The organism is Pseudomonas sp. CLCA07 (genome assembly GCF_053615335.1).
On record NZ_CM132131.1, the window covers coordinates 4,450,099 to 4,475,222 of the forward strand.

At 59.5% G+C, this 25,124-nt stretch carries 24 protein-coding genes and 1 pseudogene; 9 read left to right on the forward strand and 16 right to left on the reverse strand.

Annotated elements, in window-relative coordinates; genetic code table 11:
- Positions 1 to 41: 41 nt before the first annotated feature.
- From dinG to pdxH, 5 genes are all read left to right on the forward strand, one after another.
- Positions 42 to 2,186 (forward strand): ATP-dependent DNA helicase DinG, encoded by a 2,145-nt coding sequence (gene dinG / locus ACWGZX_RS20410; protein ID WP_007947234.1) that lies wholly within the window; start codon positions 42 to 44, stop codon positions 2,184 to 2,186.
- A gap of 95 nt (positions 2,187 to 2,281) precedes the next feature.
- Positions 2,282 to 4,783 (forward strand): beta-galactosidase, encoded by a 2,502-nt coding sequence (locus tag ACWGZX_RS20415; protein ID WP_452625180.1) that lies wholly within the window; start codon positions 2,282 to 2,284, stop codon positions 4,781 to 4,783.
- A 258-nt stretch (positions 4,784 to 5,041) separates the two neighbouring features.
- Entirely contained in the window at positions 5,042 to 6,187 is a 1,146-nt protein-coding gene (locus tag ACWGZX_RS20420) for a serine hydrolase domain-containing protein (protein ID WP_452629041.1), read from the forward strand.
- Positions 6,188 to 6,300: 113 nt separating this feature from the next.
- Entirely contained in the window at positions 6,301 to 7,299 is a 999-nt protein-coding gene (locus ACWGZX_RS20425) for an OmpA family protein (RefSeq protein ID WP_452625181.1), read from the forward strand.
- A gap of 24 nt (positions 7,300 to 7,323) precedes the next feature.
- Entirely contained in the window at positions 7,324 to 7,971 is a 648-nt protein-coding gene (gene pdxH, locus ACWGZX_RS20430; RefSeq protein ID WP_452625182.1) for a pyridoxamine 5'-phosphate oxidase, read from the forward strand.
- A gap of 5 nt (positions 7,972 to 7,976) precedes the next feature.
- Here the strand turns inward: pdxH and ACWGZX_RS20435 are convergent, their stop codons facing one another.
- On the reverse strand, positions 7,977 to 8,213 hold the full coding sequence (locus tag ACWGZX_RS20435; RefSeq protein WP_452625183.1) for a hypothetical protein: 237 nt from the start codon (positions 8,211 to 8,213) through the stop codon (positions 7,977 to 7,979).
- A 166-nt stretch (positions 8,214 to 8,379) separates the two neighbouring features.
- Here ACWGZX_RS20435 and ACWGZX_RS20440 point away from each other — a divergent pair, with 166 nt between their 5' ends.
- Entirely contained in the window at positions 8,380 to 8,844 is a 465-nt protein-coding gene (locus tag ACWGZX_RS20440; RefSeq protein ID WP_223512259.1) for an outer membrane lipoprotein, read from the forward strand.
- Between the two features lie 80 nt (positions 8,845 to 8,924).
- Here the strand turns inward: ACWGZX_RS20440 and ACWGZX_RS20445 are convergent, their stop codons facing one another.
- The 3 genes from ACWGZX_RS20445 to nhaA all read right to left on the reverse strand — a co-directional run bounded on the left by ACWGZX_RS20445 (position 8,925) and on the right by nhaA (position 11,644).
- Positions 8,925 to 9,155: a DUF7683 domain-containing protein gene (locus tag ACWGZX_RS20445; protein WP_452625184.1), complete on the reverse strand. Its 231-nt coding sequence runs from the start codon at positions 9,153 to 9,155 to the stop codon at positions 8,925 to 8,927.
- A complete protein-coding gene (locus tag ACWGZX_RS20450) occupies positions 9,152 to 10,336 on the reverse strand; it encodes a colicin E3/pyocin S6 family cytotoxin (protein ID WP_452625185.1) in 1,185 nt (394 codons plus the stop codon). Before ACWGZX_RS20450 ends, ACWGZX_RS20445 begins: the two co-directional genes overlap by 4 nt.
- A 120-nt stretch (positions 10,337 to 10,456) precedes the next feature.
- The gene (nhaA, locus tag ACWGZX_RS20455) at positions 10,457 to 11,644 is read right to left on the reverse strand and encodes a Na+/H+ antiporter NhaA (RefSeq protein WP_452625186.1); all 1,188 of its coding nucleotides are present in this window, start codon (positions 11,642 to 11,644) and stop codon (positions 10,457 to 10,459) included.
- Positions 11,645 to 11,880: 236 nt separating this feature from the next.
- On the opposite strand from nhaA, the gene ACWGZX_RS20460 reads away from it, so the two are divergent.
- On the forward strand, positions 11,881 to 12,978 hold the full coding sequence (locus tag ACWGZX_RS20460; RefSeq protein ID WP_452629042.1) for a PLP-dependent cysteine synthase family protein: 1,098 nt from the start codon (positions 11,881 to 11,883) through the stop codon (positions 12,976 to 12,978).
- A 116-nt stretch (positions 12,979 to 13,094) separates the two neighbouring features.
- Here the strand turns inward: ACWGZX_RS20460 and ACWGZX_RS20465 are convergent, their stop codons facing one another.
- The gene (locus tag ACWGZX_RS20465) at positions 13,095 to 14,708 is read right to left on the reverse strand and encodes an NAD(P)/FAD-dependent oxidoreductase (protein WP_452625187.1); all 1,614 of its coding nucleotides are present in this window, start codon (positions 14,706 to 14,708) and stop codon (positions 13,095 to 13,097) included.
- Positions 14,709 to 14,803: 95 nt separating this feature from the next.
- The gene (locus ACWGZX_RS20470; RefSeq protein WP_452625188.1) at positions 14,804 to 15,457 is read right to left on the reverse strand and encodes a COG3650 family protein; all 654 of its coding nucleotides are present in this window, start codon (positions 15,455 to 15,457) and stop codon (positions 14,804 to 14,806) included.
- 134 nt (positions 15,458 to 15,591) lie between these two features.
- On the opposite strand from ACWGZX_RS20470, the gene ACWGZX_RS20475 reads away from it, so the two are divergent.
- Positions 15,592 to 16,692, forward strand: a complete 1,101-nt coding sequence (locus ACWGZX_RS20475; RefSeq protein ID WP_452625189.1) for an acyltransferase family protein — start codon at positions 15,592 to 15,594, stop codon at positions 16,690 to 16,692.
- A 21-nt stretch (positions 16,693 to 16,713) separates the two neighbouring features.
- Here the strand turns inward: ACWGZX_RS20475 and ACWGZX_RS20480 are convergent, their stop codons facing one another.
- Positions 16,714 to 17,313 (reverse strand): short chain dehydrogenase, encoded by a 600-nt coding sequence (locus ACWGZX_RS20480; protein ID WP_452625190.1) that lies wholly within the window; start codon positions 17,311 to 17,313, stop codon positions 16,714 to 16,716.
- Between the two features lie 104 nt (positions 17,314 to 17,417).
- On the opposite strand from ACWGZX_RS20480, the gene ACWGZX_RS20485 reads away from it, so the two are divergent.
- Positions 17,418 to 18,344 (forward strand): LysR family transcriptional regulator, encoded by a 927-nt coding sequence (locus ACWGZX_RS20485; protein WP_452625191.1) that lies wholly within the window; start codon positions 17,418 to 17,420, stop codon positions 18,342 to 18,344.
- 186 nt (positions 18,345 to 18,530) lie between these two features.
- Here ACWGZX_RS20485 and ACWGZX_RS20490 read toward each other — a convergent pair whose 3' ends face one another.
- The 9 genes and pseudogenes from ACWGZX_RS20490 to livH all read right to left on the reverse strand — a co-directional run bounded on the left by ACWGZX_RS20490 (position 18,531) and on the right by livH (position 24,894).
- Complete coding sequence (locus tag ACWGZX_RS20490) at positions 18,531 to 18,953, reverse strand: DoxX family protein (protein WP_452629043.1); 423 nt, start codon at positions 18,951 to 18,953, stop codon at positions 18,531 to 18,533.
- Positions 18,883 to 19,026 (reverse strand): annotated as a pseudogene (locus ACWGZX_RS20495) (hypothetical protein); the annotation flags it as partial. The pseudogene ACWGZX_RS20495 and the gene ACWGZX_RS20490, both read right to left, overlap by 71 nt.
- Complete coding sequence (locus ACWGZX_RS20500; protein WP_452625192.1) at positions 19,010 to 19,771, reverse strand: HvfC/BufC N-terminal domain-containing protein; 762 nt, start codon at positions 19,769 to 19,771, stop codon at positions 19,010 to 19,012. The gene ACWGZX_RS20500 and the pseudogene ACWGZX_RS20495, both read right to left, overlap by 17 nt.
- Positions 19,768 to 20,622, reverse strand: a complete 855-nt coding sequence (gene bufB / locus ACWGZX_RS20505) for an MNIO family bufferin maturase (RefSeq protein WP_452625193.1) — start codon at positions 20,620 to 20,622, stop codon at positions 19,768 to 19,770. The genes ACWGZX_RS20500 and bufB overlap by 4 nt, the downstream gene beginning before the upstream one ends.
- A gap of 25 nt (positions 20,623 to 20,647) precedes the next feature.
- A complete protein-coding gene (locus ACWGZX_RS20510; RefSeq protein ID WP_452625194.1) occupies positions 20,648 to 20,953 on the reverse strand; it encodes a BufA1 family periplasmic bufferin-type metallophore in 306 nt (101 codons plus the stop codon).
- Positions 20,954 to 21,251: 298 nt separating this feature from the next.
- A complete protein-coding gene (locus tag ACWGZX_RS20515) occupies positions 21,252 to 21,953 on the reverse strand; it encodes an ABC transporter ATP-binding protein (RefSeq protein WP_452625195.1) in 702 nt (233 codons plus the stop codon).
- Positions 21,954 to 22,721: a high-affinity branched-chain amino acid ABC transporter ATP-binding protein LivG gene (gene livG, locus ACWGZX_RS20520; protein WP_223512237.1), complete on the reverse strand. Its 768-nt coding sequence runs from the start codon at positions 22,719 to 22,721 to the stop codon at positions 21,954 to 21,956.
- Positions 22,718 to 23,974, reverse strand: coding sequence for a high-affinity branched-chain amino acid ABC transporter permease LivM (locus tag ACWGZX_RS20525; protein WP_452625196.1), 1,257 nt, complete (start codon positions 23,972 to 23,974; stop codon positions 22,718 to 22,720). Before ACWGZX_RS20525 ends, livG begins: the two co-directional genes overlap by 4 nt.
- On the reverse strand, positions 23,971 to 24,894 hold the full coding sequence (gene livH, locus ACWGZX_RS20530) for a high-affinity branched-chain amino acid ABC transporter permease LivH (RefSeq protein WP_452625197.1): 924 nt from the start codon (positions 24,892 to 24,894) through the stop codon (positions 23,971 to 23,973). Before livH ends, ACWGZX_RS20525 begins: the two co-directional genes overlap by 4 nt.
- Positions 24,895 to 25,124 lie beyond the last annotated feature (230 nt).

The window sequence follows — 25,124 nt, forward strand, 5'->3', positions numbered from 1 at the left end:
CCACTGAAAATTTATCCAGCGTTTTTCGCGCCCGACAATCCATGATCAGCACCGAACTCAAAACCACGATCCAGGGCGCTTACTCGCGTTTTCTCGAAGCCAAGAGCCTCAAGCCGCGCTACGGCCAACGCCTGATGATCGCCGAAATCGCCAAAGTCCTCGGTGACATCGACACCGACGACGAAGGCCGGCGCAGTGGCGACCCCGCGATTGTTGCGGTGGAAGCCGGCACCGGTACCGGCAAAACCGTGGCCTACAGCCTGGCGGCGATCCCGACCGCCAAGGCTGCCGGTAAACGCCTGGTGATTGCCACGGCCACCGTGGCCCTGCAAGAGCAGATCGTCTACAAGGATTTGCCTGACCTGATGCGCAACAGCGGGCTGAATTTCAGCTTCGCGTTGGCCAAGGGACGTGGGCGTTACATGTGTCTGTCCAAGCTCGACATGCTGCTGCAGGAAGGCCACGCACAAACCGCTACCGCGCAGTTGTTCGAAGAAGAAGGCTTCAAGATCGAGGTCGACGAGGCCAGTCAGAAGCTGTTCACCAGCATGATCGAAAAACTCGCCGGCAATAAATGGGACGGCGACCGCGACAGTTGGTCCACGGCCCTGGAAGACGCCGACTGGGCGCGCCTGACCACTGATCACAGCCAATGCACCAACCGTCATTGTCCGAACTTCGGCCAGTGCGCCTTTTATAAGGCCCGCGAAGGCATGGGCAAGGTCGACGTCATTGTCACCAACCACGACATGGTGCTGGCCGACCTGGCTTTGGGCGGCGGTGCCGTTTTGCCGGACCCGCGCGACACTATCTACGTGTTCGATGAAGGCCACCACCTGCCGGACAAGGCCATCGGCCATTTCGCCCATTACACGCGCCTGCGTTCCACCGCCGACTGGCTGGAAACCACCGCGAAAAACCTCACCAAATTGCTCGCCCAGCACCCGTTGCCCGGCGACTTGGGCAAGCTGATCGAGCAGGTGCCGGAACTGGCCCGCGAGATCAAGACCCAGCAGCAATTCATGTTCACCGCCTGTGAACAGGCCGCCGATTTCAAACCCGGCGAAGACGTTGAAGGTCGCGAGCGGCCGCGTCACCGATTCGTTGGCGGGGTGATTCCCGAGCACATGCGCGAGATGGGCATCGAGTTGAAGAAGGGCTTTGCCCGTCTGACCGACCTGTTCACCCGGCTCACCGAGTTGCTCAAGGAAGGCATGGACGGCGAGGTCAACATCGGCATCGCCAGCAATCAGGCCGAAGAGTGGTATCCCCTTTTCGGCAGTCTGTTGTCCCGTTCTTCGGGCAATTGGGAATTGTGGGGCGCGTTCACCGCGGAAGACCCGGAAGACAACCCGCCCATGGCCCGTTGGTTGACCCTGGCCGAAAGCGGTTCGCTGTTCGACATCGAGGTCAACGCCAGCCCGATCCTCGCGGCGGAAATGCTCCGTCGCAATTTGTGGAACGTCGCTTACGGCGCACTGGTGACCTCCGCGACGTTGACGGCCCTCGGCACCTTCGACCGTTTCCGCATGCGCGCCGGCCTGCCGAAAAAAGCCGTGACCGCCGTGGTTCCAAGCCCGTTCCACCACGCCGATGCCGGCGTGCTGCGAGTACCGGATCTGAAAGCCGATCCGCGGGATGCACCGGCCCACACGGCCGCGATCATTCGTGATCTGCCGCAACTGGTTGAGGGCTCGCGGGGTACGCTGGTGTTGTTCTCTTCCCGCAAGCAAATGCAGGACGTGTTCGACGGCCTCGACCGCGACTGGCGCAAGCAAGTGTTCATTCAAGGCAACCTGTCGAAGCAGGAAACATTGAACAAGCACAAGGCACGCGTTGATGGCGGGGACTCCAGTGTGCTGTTCGGCCTCGCGAGTTTCGCCGAAGGCGTCGACTTGCCGGGCGCGTACTGCGAGCACGTGGTGATCGCGAAGATCCCGTTCTCGGTGCCGGACGATCCCGTCGAAGCGGCGCTGGCGGAATGGATCGAAGCCCGAGGCGGCAATCCATTCATGGAAATCTCCGTGCCCGATGCCTCGCTGAAACTGGTCCAGGCCTGCGGTCGCTTGCTGCGCACCGAAGAAGACCGCGGCACCATCACCTTGCTGGATCGACGTCTGGTCACCCAGCGCTACGGCAAAGCCATCCTCAATGCGTTGCCGCCATTCCGTCGCGAAATTTCCTGATACACCGGTGGGCACATTTGCCCACCGCGTTGTCTATCTCTCTACCATCGCTTTTCCACTGACCATTGAAGGTCGTTAGGGAGATCCACGTTCCTATGATTCGCCGTTCGTTGCCCGCTGTATTTGCCCTGATGTTCGCAGCCCCTTTGCTGGCGGCCCCCGCCGGCCAACAGACGCTGTTCAACTTTGTACGCCCTGCCGATGTGGTCCAGGTGACGACTCAGGATGCCAGCCTGCCGCAATCCAATGCGGAGCAAACAGCCGAAGGCGAAGTCTTGCGTCGTGTCACTTTCAACCCGGTGGCCCAGCCGAGTTTGCGACTGACGCCGCAAAGCGGTGCCTGGGACTGGTCGCAGTCGGGCGTCATGAGCCTGCGGATTCAGAGTGCGATGGACTGGGCCGTGACCCTTTACGTAAAAATCCAGAGCAATGACGGCAAGACACTGTTCAGTCGTGTCGATTTGCCCGCCGGCCCTGCGCAGACCTTGCTGGTGCCTTTGGTGGCAAGCTCACCCTTGAGCCAAGGCATGAAAGCCGGGCCACCCATGCCGATGACGGTCGACGGGCAGCGCATTTTGCTGGCCAGCAGCGCCGGGCAACTGGATCGTGGCCAAGTGGTGTCGGTGACCTTGTCGATGGATCAACCGAAAGTCGCCCAGAACATTTTGCTGGAACGTTTTGGCGTGCAGGACGGCGAGGCCGTGATCCAGGCTGTTTATGGCGGATTGGTGGATGCTTACGGTCAGTCGACCCGGGCCAAATGGCCGGAAAAGGTCAGCAGCGATGAACAACTCAAAAGCGCCGCCGCCAAGGAACAGCAACAACTGAAAACCTGGCTGGCCGAGCGCGAAAAATCATCCCTGGACACCTTCGGTGGCTGGACCAAAGGCCCGACGTTCAAGGCCAGCGGTTTCTTCCGCACCGAAAAGCGCGACGGTCGCTGGTATCTGGTGACCCCGCAAGGGCATCCGTTCTATTCGCTTGGGGTCAACACTGTGACCCCAGACGTTAACCAGACTTACGTCGCCGGTCGCGAGTGGATGTTCGAGTCCCTGCCGAAACCCGACGAAGCGCTGGCCAATCATTTTGGTGAAGGTAGCAACCGCGGGGGCAATGGTGCCGATCAGGGCCGTAGCTACGACGCCGGTCGCTGGTACGACTTTTACGGCGCCAACTTGCAACGTCTGTATGGCGAACCCTGTGCATTGGGCAGCGACACCAAGGCTGGCGTCGCCGCAGCGGCCAAGGCTGACGCGGTCGAAGCGACGGTCGAGAAGGCCGCCGAGCCAGCTGTGATCCCGTCGACCGCCGAAGCCGGTGTCGCCGAAGCTGCCAAGACTGGCGCCGTCGACGCGACTGAGGCGAAAGCGGCTGAGAACAAACCGGCCGAACCCTGCAAAGCGGTGGTGGATGAACAACGCTGGACCGGCCACACCCTGGATCGCCTGCAAGCCTGGGGGTTCAACACCATTGGCAATTGGAGCGCTGCGGCGCTAGGCAATGCTGATCGAGTGCCCTACACCTTGCCGCTGTCGATCGTCGGCGATTACGCGAGCATCAGCACCGGCACCGACTGGTGGGGTGGCATGCCCGACCCGTTCGATCCGCGTTTCGCCATGGCCACCGAACGTGCCGTGGCCATTGTCGCCCGCGATCATCGCGACGATCCGTGGCTGATCGGTTACTACGCTGACAACGAATTGGCCTGGGCCGGTCCCGGTGATGACCCGAAAGCCCGTTACGCCTTGGCTTACGGCACCTTGAAAATGACCACCGACGTGCCGGCCAAACGTGCGTTTCTCAAGCAACTACGCGACAAATATCGCAATCAGGCGGGGCTGTCCAAAGCGTGGGGCATTGACTTGCCGGCGTGGGAATTGATGGAAGACCCGGGCTTCGTGCCGCCGCTGCCCAGCGCTGAACACCCGGAAATCGAGGCCGACTTCAAATACTTCCAGAAGGTCTTCGCCGACACCTATTTCAAAACCATCTCCGATTCGCTCAAGTGGCATGCGCCGAACCAGCTGTTGCTGGGCGGCCGCTTCGCCATCAGCACCCCGGAAGCCGTGGACTCCTGCGCCCAGTATTGCGACGTGTTGAGCTTTAACATGTACACCCTGAAACCGCAGGACGGTTACGACTTCGCCAAGTTACGCAGCCTCGACAAACCGGTGCTGATCACCGAATTCAACTTCGGCTCGACGGATCGCGGCCCGTTCTGGGGCGGTGTGACACAACTGGCGAAGGAAGAAGACCGTGGGCCGGCCTACGCGAACTTCCTTAAACAAGCGCTGAGCGAACCTTCGATTGTCGGTGTGCACTGGTTCCAGTACCTGGACCAACCCGTGACCGGACGTTTGCTGGATGGTGAGAATGGTCACTTTGGTCTGGTGGGCATCACCGATCTGCCGTTCCAGGGGTTTGTCGAGTCTGTGCGCAAGAGCAACCTGGCGACTGTCGACCAGTTGGGCAAAGCAGCCGAGAAAGCGGCGGCCGAGGCCGACAAAACCAGCCACGATGCCGAAGGTGGCAGAAAGGCCGAGGCCGGCAAAGGCCCGGGGAAGGGCGCGGGTGGACACTCCGGCCAGGGCCACTGATTTCTCCTGTGGTGAGGGGGCTTGCCCCCGTTGGGGCGCGTAGCGGCCCTTATTAGCCGCGCCCCATTCCCTTGGTTGCTCTTCAATTTACTGTTATTGCGCCTGCTACGCAGGCGAACGGGGCAAGCCCCCTCGCCACAAGTGGTTGTGCTGAGTCATTTCAACAGGCGACCGCCCGGCCCAGCCCTGTTCCCAAAACCCTCAAGGGCTGGAACAATGCGGGCCACTTTGTATAGCGATTATCCGGGAGCAATGCGGGTGCAGATTCAGGGTCATTACGAGCTTAAGTTCGAAGCGGTGCGCGAAGCTTTCGCGGCGCTGTTCGACGATCCTCAGGAACGTGGCGCAGCCTTGTGCATTCAGATCGGTGGCGAAACCGTCCTCGACCTCTGGTCCGGCACCTGCGACAAGGACGGCAGCGAAGCCTGGCACAGCGACACCATCGCCAACCTGTTCTCCTGCACCAAAACGTTCACCGCCGTTACGGCCCTGCAATTGGTCGCTGAAGGCAAGTTGCAACTGGACGCGCCGGTTGCCCGCTACTGGCCCGAATTTGCCGCGGCTGGCAAAGAATCCGTGACCCTGCGTCAGTTGCTCTGCCATCAGGCAGGCTTGCCGGCGTTGCACGAATTGCTGGCGCCGGAAGCGCTTTACGATTGGCAAACCATGGTCGATGCCCTGGCGGCCGAAGCACCGTGGTGGACGCCGGGTCAAGGCCACGGCTATGCCGCGATCACATACGGCTGGCTGGTGGGCGAGTTGCTGCGCCGCGCCGACGGTCGTGGGCCGGGCGAGTCCATCGTGGCGCGGATTGCGAAGCCATTGGGGCTGGATTTCCACGTTGGCCTGGCCGATGAAGAGTTTCATCGCGTGGCGCACATCGCCCGTGGCAAGGGTAACGTCGGCGATGCCGCCGCCCAGCGCTTGTTGCAAGTGACCATGCGCGAGCCAACTGCAATGACCACTCGCGCCTTTACCAATCCGCCGTCGATCATGACCAGCACCAATAAACCCGAATGGCGGCGCATGCAGCAACCCGCGGCCAACGGCCACGGCAATGCGCGCAGCCTTGCGGGGTTCTACTCCGGTCTGCTCGATGGCAGCTTGTTGGAAGGTGAAATGCTCGACGAGCTGACCCGCGAACACAGTCTCGGCGACGACAAGACTTTATTGACCCGGACCCGATTCGGTCTGGGTTGCATGCTCGATCAGCCGGATGTACCCAACGCGACTTACGGCCTCGGCCCGCGTGCGTTCGGTCATCCGGGCGCTGGCGGCTCCATCGGTTTTGCTGACCCGGAACGCGATGTAGCCTTCGGTTTTGTGACAAATACGCTGGGGCCGTACGTCTTGATGGATCCACGCGCGCAAAACCTTGCGCGAGTACTGGCCACTTGTCTGTAAAACCGGCTGCCGGATTCCAGAACGGAACCCGGCAGCCTTTTCTGTTTCAAAGCGTCAGTTTGTGCGGGCCGATCTGGTCTGACTTTTCATTACTTCAACTTTGTGGATATCCAATGTCATCCAAACCAACTCTCGCCCTGGCCCTGTGCTTCGCAATCACCGGTTGCGCACAGACCCCACAAAGTGATTCCGATGGCGGCAGTTGGTGGCCGTTCGGCTCCTCCGACAAAGTCGCCGCTAAAGAACCCACCCCGGCCCCGGTCCCACTGAAGCCTGCTGCTACTGCCCCGGTTGCAAAAACCGAAAGCACCAGCCCTTGGTATTGGCCGTTCGGCGGCAGCGAGAAGAGCGCCGCCAAAGCCGTGCCGATGCCAGACCCCAAAGTCACCCAGGCCTGGCTCGATGAGTACGAGCCGCGCCTGCGCGAAGCGATCAAGGACAGCAACCTGAAACTTGAGCGCCGTGAAAACGTATTGGTGGTCATCGCGCCGGTAGAAGGCTCGTTCAACCCGGATCGTCCGGCCATGCTGCTGCCGGTCACCCTCGGCCCGTTCACCCGTGTTGCGAAAATCCTCGAAGTCGACCCGAAAACGGCCGTTCTGGTTCTGGGCCACAGTGATACGTCGGGCGCCGCACCGGCCAACGTGAAACTGAGCCAGGAACGTGCTCAAGCAGTGGCCGCGATTTTCCGCCTCAGCGGTTTGCAGCGTGATCGCCTGATGCTCCGCGGCATGGGCGGTGACGCCCCGCGTGCGGCTAACGACAGTGTCGAAGGTCGTGCCTTGAACCGTCGCGTGGAATTGCTGGTGACCCCGCAAAACACCATGGTGGCGCTGCTAGCCAAGTACAACATGCCGGCCCCGGCCCCGGCGCCAGTGTCCACGGTCGCTGCCAAGGACATCAAGCCAGTGGCCACCCCGGCCAAACCGGTCACCCCGGCGCCTGCCGCGAAGAAAGCGGCTGTACCTGCCACGAAAAAGGCCCCGGCCAGCAAAGCCACCGCCAAGAAAGCGCCTGCTAAAACCGCAACGCCGGCGAAGAAAACGACTCCGGCCAAAGCGGCTGCCGACACCAAGAAAGCCGACGTCGCCGCTGACGCCACCAAAAAGTGATTTGTTAACCAAAAGGAATGCGCCATGACCCAGCGCCTGGCTGATATGCGTCGTGACTACACCCGTGATGGCCTGACCGAGGCTCAAGCTCCGGCAGAGCCGTTCGGGTTGTTCCACCAGTGGTTTGCCGATGCGGTGAAAACCGAGCAAGTGCCGGTGGAGGCTAACGCCATGACCTTGGCGACGGTCGATCAGGGCGGTCGGCCACATTGCCGCATTCTGTTGCTCAAAGGTTTGGACGCGCAGGGCTTTACGTTCTTCACCAATTACGAAAGTGCCAAGGGACAGCATCTGGCGGCGAATCCGTTCGCGGCCATGACCTTTTTCTGGCCGGCCCTGGAGCGCCAAGTGCGCATCGAAGGTCGGGTGGTGAGGGTCACGCCTGAAGAGTCCGACGCCTATTTCCAGGTTCGTCCGTTGGGCAGCCGACTTGGTGCCTGGGCTTCACCGCAGAGCCAGGTGATTGCGGATCGTGCGGAACTGGAAGCTCTGCTCAAGAACACCGAACAACGTTTCAGCGACACTGCGCCACACTGCCCAGATCACTGGGGCGGTTACCGCTTGCTGCCGGAGCGCATCGAATTCTGGCAAGGTCGCGCGAGCCGCCTGCATGATCGCCTCAACTACCGCTTACAGGGCGCCGACTGGATTCTTGAACGTCTGGCACCCTAGGCAGTCTACCGTTCGGGATACCGTGCAGCAGCGGCGTCAAGCCACTGCTGCAGGTCCCGACGCTTGATTTTCTGTGCTTGAGCGTTTGCCAGTTGCTGGAGCATGAACGCTTTTTTCTGCTCGTCTTCCCCAGCCAGGGCCAACGCCAGGTCGCGATCCATCCAGCGTTTTATCCGCAGGTACAGCCACCCGTGGAAGTACAGACCCGCGATAGTCGTGACGACAATGATGAAGTAGTCCATGAAAATCCTTGGGGCGACGTGGATTGCGGAAATTGTCGCTAACCGGTTGGTGAGTTTTTCAGGGCGCCTGTACCGGTCCTGAATCAAACCACTTTTATCCGGGCGATGCCGTGACACACGTCAAGCTGCGGGGTTTAATGAATACCTGTCCTTTGGAGTTGATGCTATGCGTAAGTCTGTTTTGTTGGTTGCTTCCTTTTCCACGATGGCGATGTTGCTCACTGGCTGCCAATCCAGCCTGACCGGTGACTCCTACTCCCGTGATGAAGCGCGTCGTGTACAAACGATTCGCATGGGCACCATCGAAGCGCTACGCCCGGTGAAAATCGAAGGCACCAAAACCCCAATCGGCAGCGCCGCTGGCGCAGTCGTGGGTGGTGTAGGCGGTAGTTCCATTGGTGGCGGCAAAGGCAGCATTGTCGCGGCTGTCATCGGCGCAGTCGCCGGCGGCCTGGTGGGCTCTGCGGCCGAAGAAGGCCTGACCCGTACTCAAGGTGTTGAAATCACCGTACGCGAAGACGACGGCAGCATGCGCGCCTATGTTCAGCAGGTTCAGGAGAATGAAGTGTTCCGCGTTGGCGAGCGGGTGCGGATTGCTACTGTTGATGGGACTAGCCGCGTTTCGCACTAAGCGGGAATGGGTAAAGAAAAACCCCGATCAGGTGACTGGTCGGGGTTTTTATTTGAAATGAAAATTGAGCGCGGCTGTATCTAAACGTTGCAGGTCAGCTGAAATAGATAGGCAGGATCATAAATTTTCTTGCCGAGTATTCCTTCCAACGCACCAAGCTGCTCGGTGGTGAGGTTGTATCCCTCCCAGCCTTGTTGGTCCGCCGTCCATCCCATAATTTCTTTCAGTTCTTTTTCGTAGCCGCTCGGCAATTCTTCTTCGAATGCGATGAACTCGGTTTTTTTATCAAATGCTTCTATGACGTAAATCATGGTTCCACATTCCTAGTCTTATCTGCGGGTTTGGTCTGCTCGCCAGTGGTTGGATCATATTCACCGAGATGACGGCCACGTTTGTCATACATCTCGACAGCCCCGTGCTGCGAGTCCCATTCGAAAATTATCCCTTTTGGGTTTTTCCATCGCTTCCTAAGACCTCCACCGCCTTTTACGGAAGTCTTACGATTTGATTTTGTCGCGTCAGGAAAAGCAGTAAGGCCTGTCGGTGCCGGATGGTAATTGTGATCAGAAACACTCACCACAATGTAAACCGACTTCACCCCCGAATCCGCCGGAAAAACAAGAATGAAATCCTTGTACTCAGGCGGATACACCGGGTTCACGATGATGCTGTCCGCCGCAGGCGTCGGCGGATACACCCAGATATGTGGCGCTTGCGGCGCAGCCTCCAGTGCTGGAATACCGAGGATGTCCGAGCCATCCACCGCTGGCGTCCAGATCAGCTCAACGCCGTCGCCGAGATCCGCCACCTGCTGACTGCCGCGCAAAGTGAACTGCACGACATCGACCATTTCCCAATCGCGGTTCTTGCCGGTGTAGAAACCGTAGCCCTTGAGACTGCCGTCAGCCTGTTGCTCGACCTGCAAACGAACGCGCGTTCTGGCCTGTTTCAGGGCTCGCAGTTGGTCTTCGGTGTAGAGCGCGCTATCACCCAGGCTCGGCGTCCAGAACAGTGCGACGACACCGGCCAATGTGGCGGCTGCGGCAGCTTCAAGTGCCAAGACCGGGGCGGCGAGTGTCGGGATGCTAAGCGCAAGACGGCCTATGCCGAGCGAGACGGTACTGCCACTGATTGTTTCGAGATTCAGCAGCCCGGCGTCATCTGCTTTGCGAGCGCCAAGCCAGGCGATTTCGCCGTAGTCCTTGAGACTGTCAGTCGGAACGACGCCCGAAGGATTCGAGTAATCAATGATGGCGTCGGGAAGTTTGCAGGACTTGGCGAAGACGCATCCCGCGCGAGCGATTTCGGTCTTTTTCGCCGAAACCTGAAGACAATCTTCAAAAGCCTGCTGCCGGGCGAGCATGGCGTCGTAAGCGCTCTGTCGCGCCTCGCGCTCGGCCAGTTCTGTAGCGGTCATGAAGCGGTGGGTGACGTGATGACCGTCACCGGAGGGTGGGTTTTTAACCCTGGGAACGTCCTTGTTGCCAGCCACTGATCTTCCTTGCGTTCGTCCGTCGACAGCTCCCGAAGAGGAGCTATGCGACGTTAACGAACGAGGCTAATCGTGGCTGTAGGACGAATCCTTAATGCTGCCAGGAGAGTTCTCTATCACTCAGGATTTCAGCACGGCGCTCTTGCGGCTTGCCATCGCCGTCACGGCATAACCGATCAACGCTGCCAGAATCGAACCGGTCAAAATTCCCATCCGGTCCATCCCGGCGTAGTCGCTGACGCCTGGTTCAAACGCCAGTGAACCGACAAACAGGCTCATGGTGAAACCAATCCCGCAGAGGATCGATACACCCAGCACATGGCCCCAGTTGGCGCCTTGGGGCAGGGCGGCGATGCCGATTTTCACGGCCAGCCAGGTCAGGCCGAACACGCCAACGGTTTTACCCAGCAACAGGCCAGTCGCAATGCCCATCGGTACGTGATGGGTGAAGCTTTCAACGGTGACACCGCTCAGGGACAGACCGGCGTTGGCGAAGGCGAACAGCGGCAGGATGCCGTAAGCCACCCACGGGTGCAGGGCGTGTTCAAGGGTCAGCAGTGGCGAGGTCTCGGCGTTTTTGGTGCGCAGCGGTATGCAGAAGGCCAACGTCACACCGGCGAGGGTCGCGTGGACGCCGCTCTTGAGCACACACACCCAGAGGATCAAGCCAATGATCATGTACGGCCCGAGCTTCACCACGCCGAGCCGGTTCATGGCGATCAGCGCGATGATGCAGGCGGCAGCGAGTGCCAGCGACAGCGTCGACAGCGTCCCGGAATAGAAGATGGCGATGACGATGATCGCGCCCAGGTCGTCAATGATCGCCAAGGTCATCAGAAACAGCTTCAGCGACACCGGCACCCGTTTGCCCAGCAAGGCGAGTACGCCGAGGGCAAAGGCAATGTCGGTGGCCATCGGGATGGCCCAGCCACCCAGGGCTGTCGGGTCGTCTCGGTTCAAAAACCAGTAGACCAGCGCCGGCACGACCATGCCGCCAATCGCCGCGGCGCCGGGCAGGACGATTTGCGAGGGGTTCGACAATTGGCCGTCGAGGACTTCGCGCTTCACTTCCAGGCCGATCAGCAGGAAGAACATCGCCATCAGGCCGTCGTTGATCCACAGCAGCAACGGCTTGGCAATTTTCAGCGCGCCAATCTGAGCGACGACAGGGGTGTCCAGCAGCCCGCTATAGAGCCACGACAGGGAAGAGTTGTTGATGATTAAAGCCAGGGCTGCAGCGGCGATCAATAACAGACCGCTGGCAGCTTCCAACTGAAAGAAACGCGTGAAAGTGCTACGCAGAGGCAAGGTCGCTCTCCATCGATAATTCAAAAGGTGGCACACCCTAACCCGTACCGTTAGTTGTTAAAACAAAAGTTATATTCTTTTTTGTTATATACCGTAACAACCTGAAGGACGGGGCCGGGTTTGAGCCTAGCAGTTGCCGGCCGTATTGAGCGTCAGCTGTACCTGTGCGTGCTGTAGGTTTTTTCCTAAGCTTGATACCTGAGCCTTGCAATTAAGGCCGACTCAACGAGAAAACCATCATGAGCGACAACCGACAGTGGGCCCGCGAAGCCATCCGGATCATCGAAGCGGACTTCCAGCGTAGCGCCGATACCCACCTGATCCCCTTGCCGCTGCCGGGTTTTCCGGGCATCGAGTTGTATTTCAAGGATGAATCCAGTCACCCCACCGGCAGCCTGAAGCACCGCCTGGCGCGCTCCTTGTTCCTCTACGCCTTGTGTAATGGATGGTTGAAACCCGGTGCTCCAGTGATCGAGGCGTCCAGCGGTTCGACGGCGATTTCCGAGGCGTACTTCGCCAGCTTGCTGGGTTTGCCGTTTATTGCGGTGATGCCGGCAACCACCTCCAAAGAGAAGATCGCGCAAATTGCGTTCTATGGCGGCAAGAGCCATCTGGTCGATGACCCGACCCAGATCTACGCCGAGTCCGAACGGCTGACGCGCGAGCATGATGGTCATTTCATCGACCAGTTCACCTACGCCGAACGCGCCACGGACTGGCGGGCGAACAACAACATCGCCGAATCGATCTTCCATCAAATGCGTTTCGAGCAGCACCCGGAGCCGAGCTGGTTGATCTCCAGCCCCGGCACTGGCGGCACCACCGCGACGCTGGGCCGTTACGTGCGTTATCGCCAGCATCGCACCCGTGTGCTGTGCGCCGATGCCGAACGTTCGGTGTTTTTCGATTACTACCAGACCGGCGATGCCAGCCTGCGCCTGGACTATGGATCGAGGATTGAAGGCATCGGTCGGCCACGGGTGGAAGCGTCGTTCCTGCCCAAGGTGATTGATGCCATGGTCAAAGTGCCGGACGCGTTGTCTCTGGCGGCCATGCACTACTTGGCACAGCGCCTGGGACGACGGGTTGGCGGATCGAGCGGGACCAACCTGATCGGCGCCTTGATGGCGGCTCAGCAGATGGCGGCGGCGGGGGAGTCGGGGTCGATCGTGGCGATTCTGTGTGATGGCGGCGAACGTTATGCCGCCACCTATTACGATCAGGATTGGCTCAAGGACCAGGGGTATGAGTTGAGTGGTCTGATGGATGCCGTGGCGGCGAGTGTCGAGCGCGGTGAGGCGCTTCCGGCCAGCGTGCTGCGCGCTAATATCTAATACCAAACTTCGCCCCCCGTAGGAGCGAGGCTTGCCCGCGAAGAACGATAATGCGGTCTTTCAGAAAGACCGCGTCAATTTCTTCGCGGGCAAGCCTCGCTCCTACAGGATCTCGGTCAGGCTTCCAGGCCCAGGATGTCGCGGGCCACGGCTTCGGCAATCCGAATACCATCCACACCCGCCGACAAAATCCCGCCCGCATAACCCGCGCCTTCGCCCGCCGGGAACAATCCCTTCACGTTCAGGCTCTGCATCGACTCGTCACGGGTAATGCGCAACGGCGACGAGGTGCGTGTCTCGATCCCGGTCAACACTGCGTCATGCAGCGAGTAACCGCGAATCTGCTTCTCGAACGCTGGCAACGCTTCACGAATCGCTTCGATAGCGAACGCCGGCAAGGCCAACGCGAGATCACCCAATGCAACACCTGGTTTGTAGGACGGTTCAACGCTGCCCAGTTCAGTCGACGGCTTGCCGGCAATGAAGTCGCCGACCAGTTGCGCCGGTGCTTCATAGTTGCTGCCGCCCAGCACAAAGGCATGGGATTCCAGGCGTTCCTGCAATTCGATACCGGCCAACGGGCCGCCCGGGTAATCGACTTCCGGGGTGATGCCGACGACGATCCCGGAGTTGGCGTTGCGCTCGTTACGCGAGTACTGGCTCATGCCGTTGGTGACCACGCGGTTCGGCTCTGACGTCGCCGCGACCACGGTGCCACCTGGGCACATGCAGAAGCTGTAGACCGAACGACCGTTCTTGGCGTGGTGCACCAGTTTGTAGTCGGCAGCCCCGAGTTTCGGGTGGCCGGCGTACTTGCCCAACCGCGCGCGGTCGATCAGCGACTGCGGGTGTTCAATGCGGAAACCCACGGAAAACGGCTTGGCTTCCATGAACACGCCACGGCCGTGGAGCATGCGGAAAGTGTCCCGGGCGCTGTGGCCGAGGGCCAGAATCACGTGCTTCGAATGGATCTGCTCGCCACCATTGAGTTCGACGCCGACCAGTTGGCCGTCCTCGATCAGCACATCGGTGACGCGTTGCTGGAAGCGTACTTCGCCGCCCAAGGCGCGAATCTGTTCACGCATGTTTTCCACCACACCGGTCAGACGGAACGTACCGATGTGAGGCTTGCTGACATAGAGGATTTCATCCGGCGCACCGGCTTTGACGAACTCGTGCAGGACTTTGCGACCGATGAATTTCGGGTCCTTGATCTGGCTGTAGAGCTTGCCGTCGGAGAACGTCCCCGCGCCGCCTTCACCGAACTGCACGTTGGATTCGGGGTTGAGCACGCTTTTGCGCCACAGGCCCCACGTGTCCTTGGTGCGCTGACGCACTTCGGTGCCGCGCTCGAGGATGATGGGCTTGAAGCCCATTTGCGCGAGCAGCAATCCGGCGAAAATCCCGCACGGCCCGAAACCCACAACCACAGGACGTTGCTGCAGATCGGCCGGCGCGTGGCCGACCACTTTGTAGCTGACATCCGGCGCCACGTTGACGTTACGGTCATCGGCGAATGTGTGCAGCAACGCGGCCTCGTCCTTGGCGGTGAGGTCGATGGTGTAGATGAAGCACAGTTCGGAGGACTTTTTGCGCGCATCGTAGCTGCGCTTGAACAAGGTGAAATCGAGCAGGTCATCGCTGGCGATGCCCAGGCGCTGCACGATGGCAGGGCGCAGGTCTTCTTCGGGATGGTCGATCGGCAACTTGAGTTCAGTGATTCGTAACATGGCAGGACCCGGTTCGCGGGGCGCACAACTGCGCCAAGGCGTTTGAAACCGGCGATTATAAGCCCCAAAGGAGGATTCCCGTGAGGCTTAAACGATCAGTCGTCACGCGAACCGCCGAAATACCCGCAACCGCGTTGTACCTGGCCATTGATGCGCAGTTCGGCGCTCATGTGCTGGACGCTGCCGGTGGTGCTGTCGACGCAACGTTGCGGCGTGACCCACAGTTCGATGTGCTGGTTATTGGCTTCGGTGCCGAGGTTGAAACGGCCATCGCCCAGTTGCTCTTCCACGTAAGGCAGGGCCAGAGGCGGTTGACCAGCGCGATCAATCACCATGCCTTTACCGGTGACCTTGACGTTCCACTCAGGCGAGTGACCGGCCGCGCGCAGAGTCTGCAGTTTGAAATTGGGATCGTCGCATGCCGTGCCCGAGCGCTCGACGCGGTACAGCTGCTCAAGATCGAGACGGCTGTCGACGATGCGCCCGCGCACGTCGGCGAACAACTTGCCCTTGCTATCGGCCAGGGACGCGGCCTGTTGCAGTACGCTGGTGTTGCCGGTGTCGTTGACCACAAAGCTGCGTGTTTCATTGCACGGCTGGAACTGCAATTTGCCGTCCACCGCCGTCAACTGGCCTTGCATGCGGGTCTGGCCCACGTGGGAGGCGTTTTCACGCTGGCCATCGAACAACTGACAGGCCGCAAACAGCGGCAGCAGGGCAACAACGACTAAGGGACGGGCAACACGCATCTTTGGCTCTCCAGACAAGTGCTGCCACGTTACTCAGGCAAGCCTGCGATCACAAGGCTTGTGTGCCAGGGATTGAGTTGCCGGGTGCGTCCCAGCATAGTGGCGCACTTGTCCAGGATCGGGCCCACTTCGGCATGAACCAACACCAGTCTGTTTTCCCCAAACGGTTGTACGCATTGGATGCGCTGCGCGGTATCGCGGCGTTGGCGGTGGTGTTCTGGCATTGGCAGCACTTCTTTTTTCAAGGGGCGTTGCCGGGTCCGCTGCAAACCGAACAGCAACCTTTCTACAGCGTGTTTGCATTGTTTTATCGACACGGTGGCGATGCGGTCGCGTTGTTCTTCAGCTTGTCCGGGTTCATCTTTTTCTGGTTGTTCGGTCAAGCCGTGGCGCGAGGGGATCTGACTGGAAAACAGTTTTTCATCGAGCGTTTCAGCCGCATCTATCCATTGCATCTGGCAACCTTCGCTGCTGTTGCGCTGTTACAGATGGTCTACTCCCGGTATACGGGGAACGCTTTTGTTTATCCGTTCAATGATATCTATCACGGCGTGTTGAACGTTTTTCTCGCCCCTGCGTGGGGATTGGAACAGGGCTGGTCTTTCAATGGCCCGGCCTGGTCGATCTCTGTTGAAGTGCTGCTCTACGCAGCGTTTTTCCTGCTGTGGCGCTATTCGCCTTTTCCAACGCTGATCAGTATTTTTTTGATCACTGTGGCTGCGTGTGTCTTTCCAGCGCAGTACAAAATCACTCTTGGTGTGTTCAGTTTTTTCTGCGGTGGCGTTGGCTTTATCCTTGTGGCGTGGCTGCTGCAACGGGCGCCGGTCCGTTGGGTGGGGATGGGTTTGACGATAGGTTGTGCGGCGGGTTGGTGGCTGCTCGGCGCTGATCAGCCGTTGATCAAGTTTGCGCTGTTGTTTCCGCTGACGATCATGGCCATTGCGGCGTGTCATCAGTTGCTGGAGCCACTCGCCCGGCGCTTGGCGTGGCTGGGTGATATCAGCTACGCCTCCTATTTGCTGCACTTCCCGCTGCAAATTTTCGCCGCGCTGCTGGCGGATAAATTCTTCCCGGGACGTAGCGTCTTTTATCAGCCGTGGACGTTGCTGCTGTTCTTTGTTGTGTTGATCGGTGTCAGCCTGATTTGCCATCGCTGGTTCGAACGACCAATGCAACAGTGGCTGCGACAGTTCGGGCGCGAGCGCCTGGCGAGCGGCGTGATCGCTCGCCAGTAACGCGCCTGTCAGAAAGGACGGTCAGCCAACGTGAAAGGTCTGACCGGTTTGCAAGCCTTCAACACTTTTGGCGTAGGCCAATGCCACATCGGCTGCCGGAACCGGTTTGAAACCACGGAAGTAAGGCGCGTATTTGCCCATGGCTTCCACCAGTACATTCGGGCTGATCGAGTTCACGCGCAGGCCGCGAGGCAGTTCGATGGCGGCGGCGCGCACGAAGCTGTCCAGTGCACCATTGACCAGCGCTGCCGAGGCGCCACTGCGAATCGGGTCATGGCTGAGCACGCCCGTGGTGAAGGTGAACGAGGCGCCGTCGTTGGCGAACTCGCGGCCGATCAGCAGCAAATTGACCTGGCCCATCAGCTTATCTTTCAGACCCAGCGCGAAGCTGGCTTCGGTCATTTCATCCAGTGGCGCGAAGGTCACGTTACCCGCCGCGCAGATCAGCGCATCGAACTTGCCGGTCTGTTCGAACAACTTGCGGATCGAGGCGCTGTCGCTGATATCCACCTGAAAGTCGCCACTATTGCGGCCGATGCGGATGATGTCGTGACGCTGGGACAGCTCCTTGTCGACCGCCGAACCGATGGTGCCGCCTGCGCCTATCAATAGAATTTTCATCGTGCTGTTCCTCGATTGGTTGAATGAGGTCTCAGTCTAGAGTGGTTTTTTCTGCTGATAAGCGCACTAATAGGCAACCTTTGGTTTTCAAATGGAAACAATCCATGAGCGAGATGGATGACCTGGCGGCGTTTGCGGTATTGATCGAAGCGGGTAGTTTTACTTTGGCAGCTCAGCAACTGGGTTGCAGCAAGGGGCAGCTATCCAAGCGCATCAGCTTGCTGGAGACGCGGTTTTCCGTGGTGCTGCTGCAACGCACCACCCGCCGCTTAAGCCTGACGGCGGCAGGTGCAGCGCTGTTGCCCCAAGCTCAGGCGCTGGTAGTGCAAGTCGAGAGAGCGCGTCAGGCGTTGGCGCGGTTGAAGGACGACATGGCCGGGCCGGTGCGCATGACAGTGCCGGTGTCGCTGGGGGAAACCTTCTTCGACGGTTTGTTGCTGGAGTTCTCCGGCAAATACCCAGAAGTACAGATCGAACTCGACCTCAACAACCAGTTTCACGACTTGTCACGGGATGGCTTCGATCTGGCGATTCGCTCCGAGGTGGGCAAGGACGAGCGTCTGGTGGCGCGACCATTGTTGGCTTGGCACGAAATGACCTGCGCCAGCCCGGCGTATCTTGAACGGTTCGGCGAACCGCTGACGCCCCAGGCGTTGGCTGAACACCGTTGCTTGCTCAACAGCCATTACAGTGGTCGCGAAGAATGGCTCTATCACCAGCAACACGAGTTGCTGCGGGTGCGAGTGTCAGGGCCGTTCGCCAGCAATCACTACAGCTTGCTCAAAAAAGCCGCATTGGCGGGTGCCGGTATCGCCCGTTTACCGTCGTACCTGCTGCAAACGGAATTGGCGGATGGACGTTTGCGCTGGCTCCTGCGCGATTATCAGACGCGGCGCATGCCGATGTACCTGGTTCATCCGTATCAGGGCGGCCTGCCGAAACGCACGCAAGTGTTGGCGGATTACCTGATCGGCTGGTTCAAGCGCAGCGGTGAGGCGCTGGATCGCCTTAGTCTCGCACGGTCTTTGTAGCAGCTGTCGAGCTTGCGAGGCTGCGTCCGGCTCTGTAGCAGCTGTCGAGCCTTGGCGAGGCTGCGTCCGGCTGCGCAGCAGTCGTAAAATCAGTCACTGTGGTCTGACAGGTAAACCGCGTTTGCAGGTTTTGCGATCGCTTCGCGTTCGAACGCAGCCTTCGGCAGCTGCTACAGGGGATCTGAGTTAGCTGGCGTAACGCCGGGCGATCAGGTGATCAATCGACAATTTACCTGGCCCGGTCGCCATCAGATACAGCAACACCGCCGCCCAAGTGCCGTGGGTTGGATAAGCATCGGGGTACACGAACAGTTGAATGGTCAGGGTCATGCCCAGCAAGGCCAGCGCCGAAAAACGCGTGGCAAAGCCTATCAGGATCAGCACCGGGAAAAAGTGTTCGGCGAACGCCGCCATGTGTGCAGCGATCTCTGGTGACAGCAACGGCACGGGGTACTCACTCTTGAATAGCGGGATGGTTGAGTCGGCCAGGTGTGGCCAGCCGAACTCGAACGTGCCCTCGATCAGGTCGATGGCGAGGCCTTCGACTTTGGTTTGCCCGGACTTCCAGAACACCGCCGCGATGGAGACCCGCGCAATAAAAGCGATCAGGCTCTGTGGAATCAACGCCAGCAGCGCGATGGCGCGGCTGATCGGGTTCTGTGTGTTCATGGCGATACCTTATTGTGGTGTAAGTGAGTTATGGCGTTGTGGCCGATCAATAGGGCCAGGGTCTGGCTGAGATCGAACGCGGGTGCGGTTTCTGCTGCCTGAATCAGCGGCTGGCCGCTTTGCAGGTTCTGGATGAAGGTGCTGGCACCGGGTTCGATGACGAAGACTTCAACGTCCAGACCGTTGCGCAGGATCAGTGCGTGTTGCCCGTGGTTCAGATCAATCCCGGCCAACGTGGCGTCTTGCTGATGGGCCGCCCAGATCGAGACCACGGCGAAGGCAGATGTCAGCAGGTTGAGGGAGGGGTGAAGTTCGACGGTCAGCTCGCTCAGGGTTTGCGGATCAGCGAGCGCTGCGCCGATTTGGTCGTGGCTTAGCGGCTGGGAGTCGGCTGCGTGATAAGCGAGGGTTCGTACGCGCTCAAATCGCGCGACATCGGCCAGATACGGCACGCTGTTCGCCGGTTCGAAGCCGTCGATGAACTGCGCAAAATGGTTGCCGTAATCTTTGATCAGCGGGCTCAGGGGCGCGTTGCTGAGCAAATAAATTCCGGCCATGGCACGGAAGAACTCATCGCCGACCAATTGCATCACCACGGGGTAACTGTGCGTCAAGGCGTTGATCAACGAACTCTGCACATTGTTGCGATACACCGCGAAACGGCTGGCGGGGTCGGCGCCGTTGGCACTGAACAATCCCTCGGGGCAGGCCAGTTGAGGATCAAGCAGGGCGGCGGCAAAAGCGGCTTGTGTGCTCAAGGCCGACCTCCCGGGAACAGCAACAACTCATCGGCCTGACGCGCCTCGGCCTGCAAGACACTGAAGGCCGGCAACTGATTGTCGCGTTCGATCAGGGTGGCTATCGGGCCTGTTCGCTCCAGCACGTGCTGGTACAACGACCAGACGGCGTTATCGATGGGGGCGCCGTGATCATCAATCAGCAGACGGTCACCGAGGCTGTCGGTGTCTTCGGCAAAGCCTGCCAGATGAATCTCGCCGACGGCATGAAGGGGCAGGGCGTCGATGTAGGCCACTGGATCGCGATGATGATTGATGCACGATACGTAGACGTTGTTCACATCAAGCAGCAGCCCGCAGCCCGTGCGGTGGATGACTTCGCTGATGAAGCCGGCTTCATCAATGGTCGAGCGCTGGAACGCCAGGTAGGTGGCCGGGTTCTCCAGCAACATCGGGCGTTTGAGGGTGCTTTGTACCTGGTCTATGTGTTCGCAAACGCGGTTCAGCGTTGCGTTGTCATAGGCCAGAGGCAACAGGTCATTCAGGAACACCGGGCCGTGGCTGGACCAGGCCAGGTGTTCGGAAAAGGCGTGGGGTTGATAGCGCTCGATGAGTGCGGCGAGGCGTTTGAGGTGCTGAGTGTCCAGCGGACCTTCGGCACCAATCGACAAGCCCACGCCATGCAGCGACAGCGGATACTGCTCGCGAATCAACCCCAGGTAATGATGAAACGGGCCGCCGGCCACCATGTAGTTTTCGGCGTGGACTTCGAAAAAACCGATGTCCGGTAGTGAACCGAGCACTTCACGAAAGTGCTCGGTCTTGAGCCCCAGCCCGGCGCGGGGCGGGAGCCCGAACGGTGAATGGTTCATGGTCGACACTCGGGCGGAGTTCAGATCAGGCTTTGGCTTTGAAGGCTTCCATCTGACCGAAACCGGTCGACGAGGTCTTGCTTTCGGTGGTGGCGCAGGTGCCTTTAGGGACCAGTTTCCAAGCGTTAGGCTGGAAGTCGGTTTTCGAGGTGCCGGCGCAGGTGGTGCCAGCGCCTGCTGCGCAATCGTTGTGACTTTTCATGGCCACGCCGAAGCATTTTTCCATGTTGTCGTCGGCCGCGTGGACGGTGGAGACAGCGGCCATGCTCAAGGCAGAACCGAGGGCCAGAACCAGGGCGGTGGCGGACAGGGTGCGGGTGGTAGCAGTCATGATGTTTCTCCGGTTTTTGAAGTTTTGGTAAGCAGCGTTTGTGCTGGCTTACCCCTCTAGAGAAAGGTCGTGGCGATGCGTTACAGCTGTCCCCATAATTTTTAAAAAATTTCAAAACACCACCAATCTTCTGTGGGAGCGAGCCTGCTCGCGAAGGCGGTGTGTCATTCAACATGCATATTGACTGACCCTACGCCTTCGCGAGCAGGCTCGCTCCCACAGGGGAAATGTCATCGTCATGGGTTTGTGGCAGGCACAAAAAAACGGCCCGAAGGCCGTTTTTGTTTACCGCAAAGACTCAACCACCCAAGTACGCGTCACGTACTTTCGGATCAGTCAGCAGCGCTTCCCCAGTGCCTGTCATCACCACCCGGCCGTTCTCCAGAACGTACGCGCGATCAGCAATTTTCAGCGCCTGGTTGGCGTTCTGCTCAACCAGAAACACGGTCACGCCATCCTTGCGCAGTTGTTCGATGATGTCGAAGATCTGTTGGATGATGATCGGTGCCAGGCCCAACGAAGGTTCGTCGAGCAGCAGCAGCTTGGGCTTGCTCATCAGCGCACGGCCGATGGCGAGCATTTGCTGTTCGCCGCCGGACATGGTGCCGCCGCGCTGGGCGAATCGTTCTTTCAGGCGTGGGAAAAGTTCGAGAACCTTGTCCATCTGTTCCTGATAGTCGCCCTTGTCGGTGAAGAAGCCGCCCATGGCGAGGTTTTCTTCCACGGTCAGGCGCGAGAACACTCGACGACCTTCCGGGACCACGGCGATGCTTTTGCGCATGATCTGCGACGAGCTCTGGCCGACCAGTTCCTCACCCATATAACGGATGCTGCCGCTGTGGGCTTGCGGCGAACCGCAGAGCGTCATCAGCAGGGTCGACTTGCCGGCACCGTTGGCGCCGATCAGGGTCACGATTTCGCCCTGGCGGACTTCAACGTTGACGCTGTGCAGGGCCTGGATCTTGCCATAGAAGGTGGAAACGTTTTCGAATTGCAGCATTTACGCTTCCCCCAGGTAGGCTTTGATCACTTCGGGATTGTCGCGGATCTGTTCCGGCGTGCCGTTGGCCAGGGGCGTGCCCTGGTTGATCACGACGATGTGATCGGAAATGCTCATGACCAGTTTCATGTCGTGTTCGATCAGCAGCACGGTGACGTTGTGCTCTTCACGCAGCACGCTGATCAGCGCCTTGAGGTCTTCGGTTTCCTTCGGGTTCAGACCGGCAGCCGGTTCGTCGAGCATAAGGATCCGCGGGCGGGTCATCATGCAGCGAGCGATTTCCAGGCGACGTTGCTGACCGTAGGCCAGGGTGCCGGCCGGACGGTTGGCGAACTGCGTGAGGTTGACCTTGTCCAGCCAGTACGCGGCGAACTCCATGGCTTCGCGTTCGCTTTTGCGAAAGCCCGGGGTCTTGAACAGCCCGGCCAGGAAGTTGGTGTTCAGGTGACGGTGCTGGGCGATCAAGAGGTTCTCGACCGCGGTCATGTCCTTGAACAATCGTACGTTCTGGAAGGTGCGCACCACGCCTTTGAGGGCGATCTTGTGGCCCGGCAGGCCTTCGATGGGCTCGCCGTCCAGCAGGATGCTGCCGCCGCTCGGCTTGTAGAAACCGGTCAGGCAGTTGAACACCGTGGTCTTGCCGGCGCCGTTGGGGCCGATCAATGCCACGACCTGTTTTTCCTTCACGGACAGGGCGACGCCGTTGACCGCCAGCAAGCCGCCGAAGCGCATGCTCAGATTTTCTACTTTCAGGATCTCGCGGCTCATTTGCGCAGCTCCATGTGAGGACGTTGCATGGGCAGCAGGCCTTGAGGGCGCCAGATCATCATCAGCACCATCAAGGCGCCGAACATCAACATGCGGTATTCACTGAACTCACGCATCATTTCCGGCAACAGTATCATCACCGTGGCCGCCAGCACGACGCCCAGTTGCGAGCCCATGCCGCCCAGCACCACGATGGCAAGAATGGTTGCCGACTCGATGAAGGTGAAGGACTCCGGTGTCACCAGACCCTGACGCGCGGCGAAGAAGCTACCGGCGAAACCGGCGAAGCACGCACCCAGGGTGAAGGCCGAAAGCTTGATGATGGTCGGGTTCAGACCCAGCGCACGGCAGGCGATTTCATCTTCACGCAGCGCTTCCCAGGCACGACCCAGAGGCATGCGCAGCAAGCGGTTGATGACGAACAGGGCGAACAGCGACAACAACACCGCGATCAGGTAAAGGAAGATCACCTTGTTGATCGAGTTGTATTCCAGGCCGAAGTACTCGTGGAACGTCTGCAGTCCCTCTGCGGCCGTTCTATCGAAGGTCAGTCCGAAAAGCGTTGGCTTGGGAATGTTGCTGATGCCGTTCGGGCCACCGGTGAGGTCGGTCAGGTTACGCAGGAACAGACGGATGATTTCACCGAAGCCCAGGGTCACGATCGCCAGGTAGTCCCCGCGCAAACGCAATACCGGGAAGCCCAGCAAGAAGCCGAACGTCGCCGCCATCATGCCGGCGATTGGCAGGCAGATCCAGAAGCTCAGACCGTAGTAATGCGACAGCAGCGCATAACTGTAGGCGCCGACGGCATAGAAACCGACATAACCGAGGTCGAGCAGGCCGGCCAGACCGACCACGATGTTCAGGCCAAGGCCCAACATCACGTAGATCAGCACCAGAGTGGCGATGTCTACCGCGCCGCGCGAGCCGAAGAACGGCCAGACCAGCGCACCGATGATCAGCGCAATGATGATCCAGCGCTGGGTGGTCGGCAGGGTCAGGAAGTTACTGGCCTTGGCCGGCATTACCGGCATGTTCGGCGAGGCTTTCCAGGCTGCGCTGATTTGCTGGTCGAACAACACCCGCAGGAACATCAGCACCGAGCACACAGCGATGGTGATCAGCGTTGCTTTGCTGGTGCCATGAACTTCGAGGTTGATGCCGACAATGGTCAGTTTCAGACCGAGTACCGGGTAGGCAACGGCCCACACCAGCAAGGCGCTGAACAACGCCTGTTTAAGATTCCTAGTCATACTTTTTCAACCTCCGGACGGCCCAACAGGCCGGTTGGCCGGAACAACAACACCAGAACCAATAGACCGAAAGCCACGACGTCCTTGTACTGGTCGCCGAAAATATCGGCACCAAAGGCTTCCGCTACCCCCAGCACGATCCCGCCGAGCATGGCGCCGGGGATGCTGCCGATACCGCCCAGTACTGCTGCGGTGAAGGCCTTGAGGCCGACGAGGAAACCGGCGTTCGGGTTGATCACGCCGTATTGCATGCTCAACAGCACAGCCGCGATGGCCGCCAGAGCAGCACCGATGACAAAGGTCAGGGCGATGATGTTGTTGGTGTTGATACCCAGCAGGTTGGCCATCTTGATGTCTTCGGCACAGGCACGGCAGGCGCGACCCAGGCGAGAGCGGGAGATGAACATCGTCAGGCCGAGCATGGCGACGAAGGTCACCACGAACACCACGATTTGCATGTAGGAAATCAGCACTTCATGTGCGCCACCTGGCCCGAAGGCAAAGTTGCCCGGAATCAGGTTGGGGATGGATTTGTCCTTGGAGTCTTGCGCCAGCAGAACCGTGTTCTGCAGGAAGATCGACATGCCGATGGCGGAAATCAGCGGGATCAGACGGTTGCTGCCGCGCAAGGGGCGGTAGGCGATCCGTTCGATGCTGTAGCCGTAGGCACTGGTCACGACGATGGTCGCGAGAAAAGCGGCAGTCATCAACAGCGGAACGCTGTCGAGTCCCATCATGGTCAGCCCGGCAATGGCGATGAACGCCACGTAGGAACCAATCATGTACACCTCACCGTGGGCGAAGTTGATCATTCCAATGATGCCGTAAACCATCGTATAGCCGATGGCGATCAGGGCATACGTGCTGCCAATGGTCAGACCATTAACCAGCTGTTGGAAAAAGTGATAGATGTCAGGCATTACAGCGCTCCTAAAAACCTGATACGCATTTCACTGGTGGAGTCATTTTCCCGCTCGAGCCCCGTGGATCTGCATCCACTTCGAATTCGAGGTTTGCCAGCGAACCGCTGATGACGGTTTTGAGATTTTCAGGTGGGGAGACTGGCGGATCACGCCAGCGCGGCCCAAAACGTTCGTAAAACAAAGCCCACGGCACGCCGTGGGCTTTATTGGCAGTCAGTATGGCAAAG

Excerpts from the sequence above, each read along its gene's own strand:
- ACWGZX_RS20470 (WP_452625188.1), bottom strand. The coding sequence starts at position 15,457 with ATGCGTGTTGCCCGTCCCTTAGTCGTTGTTGCCCTGCTGCCGCTGTTT.
- ACWGZX_RS20480 (WP_452625190.1), bottom strand. The coding sequence starts at position 17,313 with ATGAAAATTCTATTGATAGGCGCAGGCGGCACCATCGGTTCGGCGGTC.
- ACWGZX_RS20475 (WP_452625189.1), top strand. The coding sequence starts at position 15,592 with ATGAACCAACACCAGTCTGTTTTCCCCAAACGGTTGTACGCATTGGAT.
- dinG (WP_007947234.1), top strand. The coding sequence starts at position 42 with ATGATCAGCACCGAACTCAAAACCACGATCCAGGGCGCTTACTCGCGT.
- ACWGZX_RS20510 (WP_452625194.1), bottom strand. The coding sequence starts at position 20,953 with ATGACTGCTACCACCCGCACCCTGTCCGCCACCGCCCTGGTTCTGGCC.
- livG (WP_223512237.1), bottom strand. The coding sequence starts at position 22,721 with ATGAGCCGCGAGATCCTGAAAGTAGAAAATCTGAGCATGCGCTTCGGC.
- ACWGZX_RS20435 (WP_452625183.1), bottom strand. The coding sequence starts at position 8,213 with ATGGACTACTTCATCATTGTCGTCACGACTATCGCGGGTCTGTACTTC.
- ACWGZX_RS20445 (WP_452625184.1), bottom strand. The coding sequence starts at position 9,155 with ATGATTTACGTCATAGAAGCATTTGATAAAAAAACCGAGTTCATCGCA.
- ACWGZX_RS20515 (WP_452625195.1), bottom strand. The coding sequence starts at position 21,953 with ATGCTGCAATTCGAAAACGTTTCCACCTTCTATGGCAAGATCCAGGCC.
- bufB (WP_452625193.1), bottom strand. The coding sequence starts at position 20,622 with ATGAACCATTCACCGTTCGGGCTCCCGCCCCGCGCCGGGCTGGGGCTC.
- pdxH (WP_452625182.1), top strand. The coding sequence starts at position 7,324 with ATGACCCAGCGCCTGGCTGATATGCGTCGTGACTACACCCGTGATGGC.
- ACWGZX_RS20485 (WP_452625191.1), top strand. The coding sequence starts at position 17,418 with ATGAGCGAGATGGATGACCTGGCGGCGTTTGCGGTATTGATCGAAGCG.
- ACWGZX_RS20465 (WP_452625187.1), bottom strand. The coding sequence starts at position 14,708 with ATGTTACGAATCACTGAACTCAAGTTGCCGATCGACCATCCCGAAGAA.
- ACWGZX_RS20525 (WP_452625196.1), bottom strand. The coding sequence starts at position 23,974 with ATGACTAGGAATCTTAAACAGGCGTTGTTCAGCGCCTTGCTGGTGTGG.
- ACWGZX_RS20425 (WP_452625181.1), top strand. The coding sequence starts at position 6,301 with ATGTCATCCAAACCAACTCTCGCCCTGGCCCTGTGCTTCGCAATCACC.
- ACWGZX_RS20440 (WP_223512259.1), top strand. The coding sequence starts at position 8,380 with ATGCGTAAGTCTGTTTTGTTGGTTGCTTCCTTTTCCACGATGGCGATG.
- ACWGZX_RS20415 (WP_452625180.1), top strand. The coding sequence starts at position 2,282 with ATGATTCGCCGTTCGTTGCCCGCTGTATTTGCCCTGATGTTCGCAGCC.
- livH (WP_452625197.1), bottom strand. The coding sequence starts at position 24,894 with ATGCCTGACATCTATCACTTTTTCCAACAGCTGGTTAATGGTCTGACC.